Annotated in this window: 13 protein-coding genes; 7 read left to right on the top strand and 6 right to left on the bottom strand. The window is 67.0% G+C overall.

The window, feature by feature from the left end; all coding sequences use genetic code 11:
• Positions 1–6: 6 nt before the first annotated feature.
• From ACXN5S_RS00280 to ACXN5S_RS00250, 7 genes are all read left to right on the top strand, one after another.
• Positions 7–1,116, top strand: coding sequence for a branched-chain amino acid ABC transporter permease (locus ACXN5S_RS00280; RefSeq protein WP_458603385.1), 1,110 nt, complete (start codon positions 7–9; stop codon positions 1,114–1,116).
• A 42-nt stretch (positions 1,117–1,158) separates the two neighbouring features.
• Positions 1,159–1,701: a cytochrome c gene (locus tag ACXN5S_RS00275; RefSeq protein WP_458603384.1), complete on the top strand. Its 543-nt coding sequence runs from the start codon at positions 1,159–1,161 to the stop codon at positions 1,699–1,701.
• A 125-nt stretch (positions 1,702–1,826) separates the two neighbouring features.
• Entirely contained in the window at positions 1,827–3,272 is a 1,446-nt protein-coding gene (locus ACXN5S_RS00270) for a globin-coupled sensor protein (RefSeq protein WP_458603383.1), read from the top strand.
• A 282-nt stretch (positions 3,273–3,554) separates the two neighbouring features.
• On the top strand, positions 3,555–4,283 hold the full coding sequence (gene pcaH / locus ACXN5S_RS00265) for a protocatechuate 3,4-dioxygenase subunit beta (protein ID WP_458604061.1): 729 nt from the start codon (positions 3,555–3,557) through the stop codon (positions 4,281–4,283).
• Complete coding sequence (gene pcaG, locus ACXN5S_RS00260; protein ID WP_458603382.1) at positions 4,283–4,882, top strand: protocatechuate 3,4-dioxygenase subunit alpha; 600 nt, start codon at positions 4,283–4,285, stop codon at positions 4,880–4,882. The genes pcaH and pcaG overlap by 1 nt, the downstream gene beginning before the upstream one ends.
• 14 nt (positions 4,883–4,896) lie before the next feature.
• Entirely contained in the window at positions 4,897–5,736 is an 840-nt protein-coding gene (locus ACXN5S_RS00255; protein WP_458603381.1) for a beta-keto acid cleavage family enzyme, read from the top strand.
• A complete protein-coding gene (locus ACXN5S_RS00250) occupies positions 5,733–6,998 on the top strand; it encodes a lyase family protein (protein WP_458603380.1) in 1,266 nt (421 codons plus the stop codon). Before ACXN5S_RS00255 ends, ACXN5S_RS00250 begins: the two co-directional genes overlap by 4 nt.
• A 123-nt stretch (positions 6,999–7,121) precedes the next feature.
• Here the strand turns inward: ACXN5S_RS00250 and ACXN5S_RS00245 are convergent, their stop codons facing one another.
• From ACXN5S_RS00245 to ligM, 6 genes are all read right to left on the bottom strand, one after another.
• Positions 7,122–8,489: an aminomethyl transferase family protein gene (locus ACXN5S_RS00245; RefSeq protein ID WP_458603379.1), complete on the bottom strand. Its 1,368-nt coding sequence runs from the start codon at positions 8,487–8,489 to the stop codon at positions 7,122–7,124.
• A 12-nt stretch (positions 8,490–8,501) separates the two neighbouring features.
• Positions 8,502–9,311, bottom strand: coding sequence for an NAD(P)-dependent oxidoreductase (locus tag ACXN5S_RS00240; RefSeq protein ID WP_458603378.1), 810 nt, complete (start codon positions 9,309–9,311; stop codon positions 8,502–8,504).
• Positions 9,308–10,612: a TRAP transporter large permease gene (locus ACXN5S_RS00235; RefSeq protein ID WP_458603377.1), complete on the bottom strand. Its 1,305-nt coding sequence runs from the start codon at positions 10,610–10,612 to the stop codon at positions 9,308–9,310. The genes ACXN5S_RS00240 and ACXN5S_RS00235 overlap by 4 nt, the downstream gene beginning before the upstream one ends.
• Positions 10,609–11,142 carry a TRAP transporter small permease gene (locus ACXN5S_RS00230; RefSeq protein WP_458603376.1) on the bottom strand — a complete coding sequence of 178 codons (534 nt, stop codon included), beginning with the start codon at positions 11,140–11,142 and terminating at the stop codon, positions 10,609–10,611. The genes ACXN5S_RS00235 and ACXN5S_RS00230 overlap by 4 nt, the downstream gene beginning before the upstream one ends.
• 7 nt (positions 11,143–11,149) lie before the next feature.
• Positions 11,150–12,142 (bottom strand): TRAP transporter substrate-binding protein, encoded by a 993-nt coding sequence (locus ACXN5S_RS00225; protein WP_458603375.1) that lies wholly within the window; start codon positions 12,140–12,142, stop codon positions 11,150–11,152.
• Positions 12,143–12,244: 102 nt separating this feature from the next.
• The gene (gene ligM / locus ACXN5S_RS00220; protein ID WP_458603374.1) at positions 12,245–13,654 is read right to left on the bottom strand and encodes a vanillate/3-O-methylgallate O-demethylase; all 1,410 of its coding nucleotides are present in this window, start codon (positions 13,652–13,654) and stop codon (positions 12,245–12,247) included.
• Between the last annotated feature and the right edge of the window lie 18 nt (positions 13,655–13,672).

Below are 13,672 nucleotides of genomic sequence, written 5' to 3'. Positions count from 1 at the left end.
GCCCCCATGAGCGATACCCAACCCAACACCAGCGCCGAGACAAGCCGGCCCCGGCGGGCGGAGAGCGGCAAGTACAGCGTTTCCGTCAGCACGCCGGTCTTCAAGGCCACCGTGGTGGTGCTCGTCCTTCTGGTGATCGGCCTGATCGCGGCGCCCACCTTCCTTGGCCGCAGCCAGATCCGTGACCTGATGCAGATCATGCTGCTCATCGGCCTGGCCCAGTGCTGGAACCTGCTCGCCGGCTACGGCGGCCTCATCTCGGTGGGCCAGCAGGTCTTCGTCGGCCTCGGCGCCTACTTCATGTTCTACTGCATCATCTACGTGGGGATGGACCCGCTGGTCGCCGTAATCGCAGCGACTGTCGGCGGGGCGATCATCTCTATCCCCATCGGCTTGCTGACCTTCCGTATGCAGGGCGCCTATTTCGCCGTGATGACCTGGGTGGTGGCCGAGGTGTTCCGCATCCTCGCTTCGATCTACCCCGGCCTCGGCGGCGGCACCGGCACCGGTCTGCCCCGCAGCGCCACGTCGGAGATGTTCGGCATGCTGGGCACCGCCGAGCTGCTGGACATGCGCGAAAGCTCTGCCCGCGAGGTGGTGATCTACTGGGCCATGCTGCTGGCGATGCTGATCGTCGTGATCGGCGCCTACTGGATGCTGCGCTCGCGCCGCGGCCTCGCCCTGATGGCCATCAAGGATGACGAGGTGGCCGCCGAGAGCGTGGGTGTCGACATCACGCGTAGCAAGTTCATCGTCTACATCTTCGCCGGTGCGGGCGCGGCGCTGTTCGGCGCGCTCTACCACCTGCAGAAGGGCGGGATCGACCCGAACTCTGCCTTCTCGGTGATCGACTGGACGGCCTATGTGATCTTCATCGTGGTCATCGGCGGGCTTGGCACGATCATGGGCCCGATCATCGGTGCCATCGTCTTCGTGCTTCTCGAGACATACCTGTCGGGCTTCGGCCCCTGGTATCTGATGTTCCTTGGCGCGCTCGCCATCGTGATGATGCTCTTTGCCCCGCAAGGGCTGTGGGGCCTCTTCACCGAGCGAACGGGCCTGGAATTTTTCCCGACCCGACGCCGCCTTCTGCATGACGGCAAGGATCAAAACTAGCGGCAGCCCCCACCCCTAGGGGGCCGATCAGAGGAGGGATCGATGACGCTGCAACATGTGTTGAGAGCGGCAGCAGCGGGGCTTTGCCTGTCGCTCGCCGCCGGGGCTGCCGCCGCGCAGGAGGTGATGCTCTCGCCCGACGCCGAGGTTCTGGCTCGCCAGGGGCTGAAGGCCCAGGTCGCCACCCTGCGCACCGAGATCGAAGAGATGGTGGGCGATGGCACGGGCGAGGTGGATGTCGCCCGCGTCCAGCAAGACCTCGGCATCATCGCCGCCATTCTGGCCGCTTTCCCGCATCTCTTCGACGAGGGCACCAGTGCCGACGCGCTCGCTGCCGCCGGCTCCATGGTGACGACCGATGCGCAGCAGGCCGTCTTCGACGATCTGGAAAGCTTCACCGCCTTCGCCGACAGCGTGCATGCGCTGGCGATCGAGGCCGCGGCCCAGACAGACGCCGCCGGTCTTCACGGCGCCACGATGGCGCTCTGGGAAGGCTGCACGGGCTGCCACGACACCTATCTGAATTACACGATGGATCTCGGGGGCGGCGACACCGGCAACCTCGACTTCCTCAACGACTTTTAAGAGCTCCCTGCCAGGGCTTCGGGCGGCCGGGCTTTGCCTGGTCGCCCGCGGCCAAATCGCCTTCACGGCTTGTAGAGTTTTGCCGCTTAGACCTGCCCGCGAGAACCAAGGGGCAGGATGATTCCATGAGCGTGCATATTGATAAGCGCCTCCAATATTTCGATCTCGGCACGGAAGAGCGGGCGCTGCTGCGCAAGGCGCAGGCGCTTATCCTGCCGGAATTCGATGGCATCCTCGACAGGTTCTACAAATTCTGTCTCGCCACCCCGGAATTCGCCGCCTTCTTCCGGAACGAAGGCGTCATGCGCCATGCGCGCGAAAAACAGCGCGCCCATTGGCTGAACCTGCTCAGCGGCGAATTCACGCCCGACTATCTGCGCTCCTGCCACGCGGTTGGCGAGGCGCATTACCGCATCCAGCTGCCCTTCACGCTCTATTTTGCCGGGCTCGCACGCGTCTCTTCCGACATGAAATCGGTGCTGATGCGCAGGGCCGGCGCCATGACCAGCCGCAAGGCGCTCGGCGATATGAACAATGTGGTCGACCGGGCCCTGCAACTGGATGTCGAGCTGGTGATCGATGCCTATTTCGAAGCGCGCCAGAAGCATGAGGCCGAAGCCGCCATCGGCCATGTGGCCGAGGGGCTCCAGCGCTTCGCCCGTCGCGACTTCTCCAAATTGATCGAGCAGGCCGGCTTCCCCGATAAATACGATTACATCCGCGAGGATTACAATTCTGCGGTCCACAGCCTGTCAGAGGCGATGGCCGTCATTTCCCGCACCACCGGCTCGCTCAATTCGCTGACCGGCGAAATCAGCGAGAACGCCGCCGATCTGTCGCTGCGCACTGAAAGCCAGGCCGCCACCATCGAAGAGACGGTCGCCGCCATGCAAACGCTGACAGACAATGTGCGCGACACGGCCGACCGGGCCAGCCGCGTCGACACCCGCATCGCCGAAACGAACCGCGGCGCCGAATCCAGCAACGCCGCCGTAGCCGCCGCGGTGGAGGCTCTCTCGAAGATCGAGGCCTCCTCCGCCGAAATGGGCCAGAAGGTCCGCGTGATCGACGATATCGCCTTTCAGACCAACCTTCTCGCCCTCAACGCCGGGGTGGAGGCTGCGCGGGCCGGTGAGGCCGGCAAGGGCTTCGCCGTTGTCGCCAGCGAGGTGCGCAGCCTGGCGGAGCGCTCCTCCATGGCCGCGAAGGAGATCCGCGCGCTGATCGGCAACAACACCAAGATCATCCAGGACGGAGTGGAAAAGGGCGCTCAGGTCAGCCAGCGCCTCGGCGACATCTCGCGCGGCATCGCCGAGGTCTCGGGCCTCGTCACCGAGATCTCCGCCTCTTCCGCCGAGCAGGCCAGCTCGATCAGCGAGGTCAACCAGGCCACGGGCGAGCTGGGCACTGTCACCCAGAATAACGCGGCCATGGCAGAGGAAACCCAGGCCGCCACGAAGGGCCTGAAGGGAAGCGCAGAAGAACTGGAGCGGCTCATCCAGAGCTTCCGCTACCTGCAGGGCCATGTGGCTTCGTCGGATCTCGCCGCGCCGCGGTTCGCGGCGGAGTAGGGGGGCACGGGGCAGGACAGTAGCTTCGGGCGCGCCCTGCCCGTGACTGGCGACTTTGCGGGCCAATCGACGTTCGCCCGGCACCCGGTCCGGTGGCTACGTTCAAACGCAGTCATCACGCCGCCGGGCAGGCACCAGGCCACGAGTGGCGGCAAAAACCCAAACCCACGGGCGACTTGCGCCGATCCTCCCGCCCTGTTGCACCCATCCTCCCTTGGCTTGTCGGCCATCCTCCCCTCATATGGCCCCATCATTCGCGAGGAGGAGCGCATGGCGAACGACATGCAGGATGCGGGGCCCCTGATCCCGCGCAACCGGGCCATCCACCCGGTGCCCTATGACCCCGACTACAAGACGACCATCACTCGCAGCCCCCGGCTGCCTCTCCTCTCGATGGAGTCCACCCCGTCGGAAGAGACCGGCCCGCGCTTCGGCCATTCGATGCTCGGCCCGCTCGACAACAACCTCATCGCCAACTTCACCGGCGGCGAGAGCCTCGCTGTGGGCGAGCGTATCCTCATGCATGGCCGCGTGCTCGACGAGAACGCCCGCCCCGTGCCGAACACGCTGGTCGAGATCTGGCAGGCCAATGCCGGCGGTCGCTACCGGCACGTGAAGGACACCTACTTCGCCCCGCTCGACCCCAACTTCGGCGGCTGCGGGCGCACGATCACCGATGAGAATGGCTACTACGAGTTCCTCACCATCCGCCCTGGCGCCTATCCCTGGCCCAACCGGGCGAATGACTGGCGGCCCATGCATATCCACTACTCGATCTTCGGCCATTCCTTTGGCCAGCGGCTGATCACGCAGAGCTATTTCGAGGGCGACCCGCTGATCGACCTCTGCCCCATCGCGGCCACGATCAAGGACCGATCCCAGCTCGACCGCCTCGTCGCGCCGCTCGATTTTTCCAAGTCCCGGCCGCACGACTTTCTCGCCTACAAGTTCGACATCGTCCTGCGCGGCCGCCGCCAGACCATGTTCGAGAACAAGCCGGAGGGCATGTGATGGTGCAAAAGCTCGACACCCTGCAGGAGACCCCGTCGCAGACCGCCGGCCCCTATGTTCATATCGGCTGCCTGCCCAGCTTCACCGGCATCAAGAGCATCTACCCGCAGGATCTGGGCGCCTCGCCCATCGCCAAGGGCGCCAAGGGCGAGGTCATCACCATCCGCGGCGAGGTCTATGACGGCACCGGCTGGGCCTTCCGCGATGCGCTGCTCGAAAGCTGGCAGGCAGATGCCGACGGGCTCTTCCCCGGTCAGCCCGGCGCCGACCCCAACGTCTCCGGCTTCGCCCGCTTCGCCGCCGACAAGGAGACAGGCGTGTGGGAGCTCACGACGGTGAAGCCCGGCCCCGTGCCGATGCGCGGCGGCGGCTATCAGGCGCCGCATATCTCGCTCTGGATCGTGGCGCGTGGCATCAACATCGGCTTGAACACCCGCATCTACTTCGAGGACGAGGACAATTGGGACGACCCTCTCCTCGCGCGCATCGAGCAGCGCCCCCGGGTAGATACGCTGATCGCAAACAAGGTCGGCGATTCCGAATACAGGTTCGACATCCGCTTGCAGGGCGAGGGTGAAACGGTGTTTCTCGACCTGTGACGAGGAGACACGATATGACCAATCCCTGCATCATCTGCGTGGCCATCACCGGCTCGCTGCCCACCAAGGCCAACAACCCGGCGGTGCCGATCACCGTGGAGGAGCAGGTCGAGAGCACGCAGGAGGCTTTCGAGGCCGGCGCCAGCATTGCGCATTGCCATGTGCGCAACGATGACGGCACCCCGACGTCAGACCCGGAGCGGTTCGAGCGGCTGCTTGAGGGGCTGCGCAAGCATTGCCCCGGCCTCATCGTGCAATTCTCCACCGGCGGCCGCTCGGGCGCCGGGCAGACACGCGGCGGCATGCTTCCCCTGAAGCCCGACATGGCCTCGCTGACGGTGGGGAGCAACAACTTCCCCACCCGCGTCTACGAGAACCCGCCGGATCTGGTGGATTGGCTGGCGAGCGAGATGCTCACCTACGGCATCAAGCCCGAGATCGAGGCCTTCGATCTCTCCCACATCGTGCAGGCGGCGAAGATGGCAGAAGACGGGCGTCTCAAGGGCCCGCTCTACGTGCAGTTCGTCATGGGCGTGAAGAACGCCATGCCGGCGGATGAGCCGATCTTCGACATCTATATCGAGACGCTGAAGCGCCTCGCCCCCGATGCGCAGTGGTGCGCCGCCGGCATCGGCCCGCAGCAGATCGTCCTCAACGAATGGTCGGTGAAGAAGGGCGGCCATGCCCGCACCGGGCTGGAGGACAACGTCCGCCTCGACCGCGAGACGCTGGCCCCTTCCAACGCGGCGCTGGTCACCCGCGTGACGGAGCTCTGCGACAAATACGAGCGCCCGGTGGCGAGCTGGCGCGAGGCCCGCTCGATCCTCGGCCTTTCCGAAGCCGTCCCCGCATGATCGGCGCCCTGCTCGGCGCGCTCTTCGTCGAAGAGGAGGTCGCCGGCCTCTTCTCCGGCGGCGCGCTGAGCGCGGCCATGGTCCGCGTCGAAGCGGCCCTGGCCGAGGCCGAGGGCGCGGTCGGCGCCATCCCCGCAGAAGCGGGGCAGGCCATTGCCTCGGGCCTCGCCGGCGTCACCATCGACCCCACCCGCCTTGCCGAGGGCACGGCCGGCGCCGGCGTTCCCGTGCCCGCGCTGGTCAAGGAGCTGCGCGCGGCGCTGCCCGCCGAGACGGCGGAATACCTGCACTGGGGCGCCACCAGCCAGGACATCGTCGACACGGCCCTCGTCCTGCAATACCGCGTCGCGCTGGATATTCTGGAGGCCCGCGCCGCCCGGCTGACCGCCGCGCTCAAGGCCGCCTCCGAAACCCATGCCGAGCTGGTCATGGCCGCCCGCACCCGCAGCCAGGTGGCGACGCCCATCACCTTCGGCCTGCGCTGCGCCCGCTGGGCCCAGCCCGTGCTCGCCGAGGCGGCCACCCTGCCGGCCCTCCGCGCCCGCCTCACGGTGCAGTTCGGCGGCGCCTCCGGCGCCAACACCGCCGTCGCCCCCCATGGCCCCGCCATCTCCGCCGCGCTTGCGAAGCGCCTGGGCCTCCCCGAAGGCCCGGCCTGGCACGGCGACCGCGGCGCCATCGCTGCCCTCGGCCAATGGGCCGCGCGGCTCTCCTCCGGCCTCGCCAAATTCGCGGGCGATCTCATCTTGTTGGGCCGAACAGGCGAGGCCATGGCGGGGCAGGGCGGCGGCTCCTCCACCATGCCGCAAAAGAGCAACCCCGTCGCCGCCGAGGCCATCGTCACGCTGGCCCGGCTCACCGCCACGCTCGCCCCGGCGCTCACGCAGCCCCATGCCGAAGAGCGAGATGGCGCCGCCTGGGCGCTCGAATGGCTGACCCTGCCGCAGATGCTCGCCGACACCGGCGCCGCGCTCGCCCACGCCATCACGCTGGCCGAAACGCTCCGCCCGAACCCTGGGGCCCTCCGCGCCCCCCTCACCGACGGCGCCGCCCTCGCCGAGGCCGCCAGCTTCGCCCTCGCCCACCACATGGGCCGCGCCGCCGCGCAGGCCCTCGTCAAGCAGGCCGCCAGCGACGACCGTCCCCTCATCGAAGCGCTGCAAGCCCTGACCGACGCCCCCATCGACTGGTCCGCCCTCACCCCCGAAGCGGTGATCCCTGCCTGCAAGAAAGCCGCCGCCCAGGTCTTCTCGCAGACCTAGCAGCCGCCTCTCTTTCCCCTCGCTTTTCTCCAAATATCCCGGGGGGTTGCCATTGGTGGCGCCATTGGTTCGAGCCCCAATGGCGACGGGGCTGGCCCCCCGGCCTCTCCACAGGCGCCCCGCTCAGCCCCTCTTGCGATAGCCCTCGCGGCTCGCGGCGTAGATCGGCCAAGGCTGCACCTCCGCCCCCAGCTCCACCTGCCTGTGCCGCTCCACCACGGGTTTCTCCGTCGCCTCGGCCTCGCCCCAGAGAAGCCGCACCCGGCTGCCCGGCGCGGCGACGCCCGGCTCGACCACTGCGAGCGAGATCCAGGCGCTCTCGTTGGCGCTGTAGGTGGGGTAGGTGGAAAAGCCGATCCGCCGCCCCTCGCTGTCCAGCACGGCGTCGAACGGGTGGGCGGCGTAATGGCCGGTGGGCATCTCCATGAGCTTGGGCTTTGGGTCCGGCTCCATGAGCCCGGCGAAGATGTCCAGAACGCCGGCCTTGTCCCAGACCAGCGTCACCTTCTGCCGGTGCGGTCCCTCAGCCATGCGTTCCAGAGCCGTGCGGCCGATGAAGTCATGGTCGAACTTCACCACGCGGCCGTAGTCGAACTCCCACGGCGTCACGTAATAGTCGTCCATCGCGTCCGATTGCAGCGAGCCGCCGATCGACGCGATGCCCTCGAAGCTCGCCGCCGGCAACCACTCGCGATAGGCCCGCATGGCCTCGCCGGTATAGATCGCTGGCACGGGCGAGGGGATCCAGCCGCTTTCGGCGGCGACAGAGCTATAGGCCCGCGCCCCGGCCTGGCGCAGCCCGTGCTTCTCGCCCGCCGTCAAGATCGCCGCCTTCACCGCCGGCCCGTCTGCGGCCGGGCCCCAGAATTCCAGCCCCTCGGCGCCGCCCATGCCGTGGCTGAGCGTGCGCGCCTTGTGGCCGGCGATGGTGATCTCGCCCATGTTGAAGAACTTCGTCACGAGCGGCCCGCCCTCGTTCAGCTCGTCCAGCAGCGCCATCGCATTCGGCCCCTGCAACTCGTAGCGGTAGGTCTTGCGGGGGGCATCCGGTGCGTCGATGCGGCGTTCGTCGCGCTCCACCGTCACGTCGTAATCGCCGGTCTCGGCATGGAACTGCACCCAGTTCGGCAGGTTCGGGCGGCCGACGATGTTCACCTCGTTCTCCCCCAGCCCGAAGAGGATGCAATCGCCAATGAGGTAGCCCTCATGGCTGACGCAGACGATCTGCTTGGCCTTGCCCGGCCCGAAGCCCTTGAAGGAATTGACCGCAAGGTCGCTGAGCAGCCGCATCACATCCGGGCCCCGCACGTAGAGGTCGGTCATGTGCAGCGACTGGTCGAAGAGCACCACGCTCTGCCGCCACGCCCGCTGCTCCTCCATCCAGTTGGTGAACTCCGGCGGGATCGGGTAGACATACTTCCCCACCGGCGAATTCTGCAGCATCCGTGCGGGGCTGCCCCATTGGTCGATCTTGTCCTGCAGGCTGGTCATCGGGCTCCTCCCCTAGCGTTTCCTCCGCGCGGCCAGCTTGTCGGCCAGCGGCGCCTCGGGCGCCACGTCGGCGGCGCCCTGTGCCGCCTGCACCTCGGCAATGGCGGCGGCGAGCGCGCCGGTGAGGCCGAGCTCGTCGATCGTCGCCGCGCTTTCGCGCATCTCCGCCGCGCGGCGGGTGCCGTGGCGCAAGGTGCGCTCGAACTGGTAATCGGCGATGTCGGGGAAGCCGAGGCCGGGGTAGCTCTTGGCCAGCGAGGCGGCGATCTCGTCGGCGCAGCCGGCGGCCTCGGCGGCCAGCAGCGTTTCCACCGTGATCGCCTCCAGCCCCTTCACGAAGAGCGAGCGCACCATCTTGATCGCCGTCGCCTGGCCCGGTTCGTCGCCCACGCTGCGCCAGTCGAAACCGAGCGCTGTCAGCTCCTCCGGCGCCGCGCCCGCCACCAGCACCGGCGTCGCGTGGCCGCGCGGGTGCACCGGCGCCATCACCGCCATGTCGAGATAGCGCGCCCCGCGCCCCGCAATCAGCGCCGCGCTCGCCCGCTTGCGGCCCGGCGAGACCGAGTTGATGTCGATCACCAGCTGCCCCGGCGCCACGGGCTGCCCCTCCAGCGCCGTCAGGCTGGCATCGGCGGTGACGGCCGAGATCAGCCAATCCGCCCCCGTCAGCCCGTCCGGCGCCACGGCGCGCACGCCCGCCGCCTCGGCGGCCTCCATGCGTTCGGGCCGGATGTCGGTTGCCAGCATCTCGGCCCGCCCGGCCAGCGAGCGGGCGAAGGCCTCGCCCGCTTCGCCGAAGCCGAGAAAGCCGATGCGGATCATTGGATCATCGTCTCCGGCAGGATCAGCGCGATCTGCGGGAAGGCGACGATCAGCAGCGTGCAGACGAGCATCGCGATCCAGAAGGGCATCACGCCCCGGAAGATGGTGCCGAGCGGCACGCGCGGCGCGACAGATTTGACGATGAAGACGTTCACCCCCACCGGCGGCGAGATCAGCCCCATCTCCAGCACCAGCACCACCAGCACGCCAAACAGGATCGGGTCGATCCCGAGCGAGGTGATCACGGGGAAGTAGATCGGCATCGTCAGCACCAGCATGGCGAAGCCCTCAAGGAAGCAGCCGAGGATCAGGTAGCTGAGCAGGATCAGCCCCAGCACCACCACCGGCGCCACGTCGAGCCCGCCGAGGAAACTGCCAACCAGCGCCGGGATCTGGCTGAGCGCCAGGAAGGGGTTGATGAGCGAGGCGGCGATGAGGATGAGCATCACCGTCGCCGTGGTCACTACGCTGTCGCGGCAGGCGTGCCAGAGGCCGCCGAGCGTGAGCTTGCGCTCGATGACACCGCCGAGGATCACCAGCCCCGCGCCCACCGCCGCCGCCTCGACGGGCGAGAAGATGCCGCCGTAGATGCCGCCGATGGTGAGCAGGATGACGAGGATGATCGGCCCCGCGCCGACCATCTTGCGCAGCTTCTCCCCCATCGTCGTGCGGGGGCCTGCCGGGCCGAGGGCCGGCCAGATCGAGCAGAGCAGCGTGATCGTCGCGATGAAGAGCGCCAGCAGCAAAAGGCCCGGCAGCACCCCGGCAAGGAAGAGCCGGCCGATGCTTTCCTGCGCGAGGATGGCGTAGATCACGAAGCCGGTGGAGGGCGGGATGAGGATGCCGAGCGTGCCGCCCGCCGCCACCGCCCCGGTCGAGAGCGAGGGCGCGTAATTGAACCGGTCCATCTCGGCGAGGCTCACCTTGCCCATCGTCAGCGCCGAGGCGACGGACGAGCCCGAAAGCGCCGCGAAGCCGCCGCAGCCAAGGATGGTGGCGCTGGCGAGCCCGCCGCGGATCTGCCCGATCACGGCATAGGCGGCGTCGTAGAGCCGCCGCGACATGCCCGTCTGGCTCGCGACGTTGCCCATCAGGATGAACAGCGGCACCACCACCAGCTCGCTCTTCGAGGCCATGGTGAAGGCCTCGGTGGAGAGGGTGGAGAGCGCGGCGTTCCACGAGTTCAGCACCCAGACGCCGACGAAGCCCACCACGGCCATCGCGATGGCGACGGGGATGCGCAGGATCAGAAGGACGAAGAGAACGAGGATACCGGCGAAGCCGAGGAGTTCGGGGCTCATTCAGAGGCTCCAGCCAGATCGGCCTCTTCCATTCCCAATGGGCTGGGGCGGGGGCCGCCGAGGGCAAGCTCGACCGCGCGCAGGGCCATGCCGAGCGCCGTGATGATCGAGAAGACGCAGATCGCCCATTGGAAATACCACTTGGGCAGGTCGATGATGTTGGTTTTCAGGTTCAGCATCTGGCTGAGCAGGCTGCTGTCATACATCGTCCAGGCAATGCCGCCGAAGAACAGCACGCCCAGCAGAGCTGCCACGATGTCGCCGGTGCGGTTCAGCCACTCCGGGAAATTCCGCTCGAAGATATCGACAGAGACATGCCCGCCCACCCGGTCGCACAAAGCCATGCCGCCGAAGACGAGCACGGCGAGGCCCATGGTGGAGATGTCCTGCGCGCCGGTGAGTGGGGCGCCAAAATAGCGCCCCACCACATCGATCAGGATCACGACAACCTCGACGATCAGGGCAATCGAGCCCACGACAGCGGCGAGGTTGATCAGCCCGTCCGCAATCTTCCGCAGCGTGACGAGCATGGTGCGATTACTCGCCTTCCATGACGGCTAGGATGTCCTCGGCGCCCAGATCGGACACGACCTGCTCCGTCACCGGCATGGTGAGCTCGCCAAAGGCATTGGCCTCGTCATCGGTCAGTTCGATGACGGTGTTGTCACCGGTGGCGGCAATGCTTTCCAGCACGCGATCGGTGGTGGCGTACCAGCCTTCCTCGGCGCTCTGGCTCAGGCTGCGGCCCGAGTTGTCGTCGATGGCGGCCTGCATCTCGGGCGAGAGCCCGTCGTACACACCCTGGTTCATCACGAGGTAGAAGGTGATGCGGCCCATCGGGGCGCCCAGCGTGTAGGAGTTCGCCACCTCATCGAGGCGGAAGTCGCCCACGGCGGAGGCGCCGGTCACGATGCCGTCGATCAGGCCGGTGTCGAGCGCGTTGTACATCTCGCCCGCAGGCATCTGCACGGGGATGCCGCCCAGCGATTCGATCAGGTCGGCGGCGACAGAGCCGGAGACGCGGATCTTCAGGCCTTCCACATCCGCGGGGGTGCGGATGTCATGGTCCTTCATGATGAAGATGTTGGGCTCCGACGTCCAAAGCGCGAGCGGCTTCGTTTGCGGATATTCTTCCCGCAGGTAGCCGGCATCGATGGCATCCCAGATGGCTTCGTAGCCGGGGCGATCCTCGGTGACGACACCGGGCAGCTCGGCGATCATCGTGCGGGGGAACTGGCTCGACGTGTAGCCCTGCAGGCCCCAGACGATATCGGCCACGCCCTGCACGGCGCGCACGTATTGCTCCAGCGGGCCGGCGCCCAGCTCGCCGCCGGGATAGACATCGATGGTCAGCTCGCCGTTCGTCGCTTCCGACACGCCATTGGCAAGCGGCTCGACGGTCGAGGCGGTGAGCGTGTGCTGCGGCGGCACCCAATGGGCCAGTTTCAGCGTTTCGGCAGTGGCGGGGGCGGCGAGCGCCGCGATGGCAGTCGCAGCGGTGGCGGCTGCGGCGAAAGTCTTAAAGAACATTGGCATCCTCCCGAGATTGCCCCGCAGCTCCTCCCGCGGGTTTTGCCCAGTATGGGCGCTTCGGGGGCGAAAGCAAATGAGCGCCCGCCCCCGAATTTTTCATTATTTTCTTGTACGCCAGCTGTCGGCGTAGTTCTCGCGCGCCATGCTGGAATAGGGCGTCGGCGAGACCCGCACGCGGATCTCCGTCTGCTTGTGCTCTTCGGTGGAGGTTTTGCCGGTCGTCTCCGGCTCGCCCCACTTCATCGTCAGCACGTCGCCCTCCTGCACGTCCTGGCTGACCACACCCAGCGAGAGCACGCAGCGCTCGTTGAAGCTGTAGCCATTGAACATGCTCATGCCGACCATGTCGCCTGCCTCGTTGAGCACCATGTCGGCGCTGGTCGAGGCGTAGTTCGGCTGCGGGAAGTCGATCCACTTGTAGGGCGTGCCCTGCTCGAAGGCAGAGGCGATGACTTTGAGGACGTCTTCCTTGTTCCACTCGAAGGTGACCTTCTTGCGGTTCGAGGGCGAGCCCTTCATCGCGGTCAGGGCTTCCTTGCCGACGAAATCGTCCTTCTTCCAGCCGATGTAGAAGTCGTAGCCCAGTTCGAAGGGGTTCACGTAGTAATCTTCGATGTTGTCGGAGACGAAGCTGCCGCCGATGGCGCCATTGGCCTCGTAGGCATCGGCACCCAGCCACTGGCGGTACTCGGCCAGCATGCCGTCACCGGTGTAGATGCCGGGCAGCGGGCTGGGGATCCAGCCGGATTCCAGCGTGTTGGTGCTGTAGGCGCGGCTGCCGCATTGCACGAGATCGACGCCGGCATCCTTGGCCGCCTGCATGATCGCGCTGTGCACGTAATGCTTGTCGGCATAGGGGCCCCAGATTTCCAGACCCGGCGCGCCGGACATGCCGTGGCGCAGCGCCTGCACCTTCTTGCCGCCGACGTTGATCCAGTCGACGTGGAAGAACTTGATTTCGGGGATCGGGCCGCCGTTCATCTTCTCGAAGATCTTCGGCGCGTCCGGGCCCTGGATCTGGTAGCGGTAGTGGGTGCGCAGCACGCGCTCGCCCTCGGGCCGGCTGGGGCTGCGGGGGTCGTGCTTGATGCGCACGTTCCACTTGCCATAGGCGGCGCAGAACATCAGCCAGTTGGAGGTCGGCGCGCGGCCGACGAGGATGTATTTCTGCTCGCTCTCGCGGAAGATGATGTGGTCGCCGATGACATGGCCGGCCGGGGTGACGGGCACGAAGTGCTTGGCGCGGTTCAGGTCGAAATTCCCGAACGAGTTGATGCCGTGGTACGACAGAAACTCGGTGGCCTGCGGGCCTTCGACGATCAGCTCGTCCATGTGGTGCGACTGGTCGAACAGCACGGCGCCATCGCGCCAGGCCTTCTGCTCGTCACGCCAGTTGACGAATTCGGGCGCGACGACCGGGTAGACATACATCCCGATCTTGCTGTTGCGCAGCACGTCGACGACATTGCCGTTCTTGTCGATCACGTCCTGAAGTGAATTGGCAGCCATGGGCTCCTCCCTATGCTC

Source organism: Pseudoroseicyclus sp. H15 (genome assembly GCF_054353345.1).
This window is presented reverse-complemented; position numbering and strand designations above follow the sequence as displayed.

What these genes read in the sequence shown, in the direction of transcription:
- ACXN5S_RS00255 (WP_458603381.1), top strand. Translation starts at nt 4,897, where the DNA reads ATGACCAATCCCTGCATCATCTGCGTGGCCATCACCGGCTCGCTGCCC.
- ACXN5S_RS00240 (WP_458603378.1), bottom strand. Translation starts at nt 9,311, where the DNA reads ATGATCCGCATCGGCTTTCTCGGCTTCGGCGAAGCGGGCGAGGCCTTC.
- ACXN5S_RS00270 (WP_458603383.1), top strand. Translation starts at nt 1,827, where the DNA reads ATGAGCGTGCATATTGATAAGCGCCTCCAATATTTCGATCTCGGCACG.
- ACXN5S_RS00245 (WP_458603379.1), bottom strand. Translation starts at nt 8,489, where the DNA reads ATGACCAGCCTGCAGGACAAGATCGACCAATGGGGCAGCCCCGCACGG.
- pcaG (WP_458603382.1), top strand. Translation starts at nt 4,283, where the DNA reads ATGGTGCAAAAGCTCGACACCCTGCAGGAGACCCCGTCGCAGACCGCC.
- ligM (WP_458603374.1), bottom strand. Translation starts at nt 13,654, where the DNA reads ATGGCTGCCAATTCACTTCAGGACGTGATCGACAAGAACGGCAATGTC.
- ACXN5S_RS00230 (WP_458603376.1), bottom strand. Translation starts at nt 11,142, where the DNA reads ATGCTCGTCACGCTGCGGAAGATTGCGGACGGGCTGATCAACCTCGCC.
- ACXN5S_RS00235 (WP_458603377.1), bottom strand. Translation starts at nt 10,612, where the DNA reads ATGAGCCCCGAACTCCTCGGCTTCGCCGGTATCCTCGTTCTCTTCGTC.
- ACXN5S_RS00250 (WP_458603380.1), top strand. Translation starts at nt 5,733, where the DNA reads ATGATCGGCGCCCTGCTCGGCGCGCTCTTCGTCGAAGAGGAGGTCGCC.
- ACXN5S_RS00225 (WP_458603375.1), bottom strand. Translation starts at nt 12,142, where the DNA reads ATGTTCTTTAAGACTTTCGCCGCAGCCGCCACCGCTGCGACTGCCATC.
- ACXN5S_RS00280 (WP_458603385.1), top strand. Translation starts at nt 7, where the DNA reads ATGAGCGATACCCAACCCAACACCAGCGCCGAGACAAGCCGGCCCCGG.
- pcaH (WP_458604061.1), top strand. Translation starts at nt 3,555, where the DNA reads ATGCAGGATGCGGGGCCCCTGATCCCGCGCAACCGGGCCATCCACCCG.
- ACXN5S_RS00275 (WP_458603384.1), top strand. Translation starts at nt 1,159, where the DNA reads ATGACGCTGCAACATGTGTTGAGAGCGGCAGCAGCGGGGCTTTGCCTG.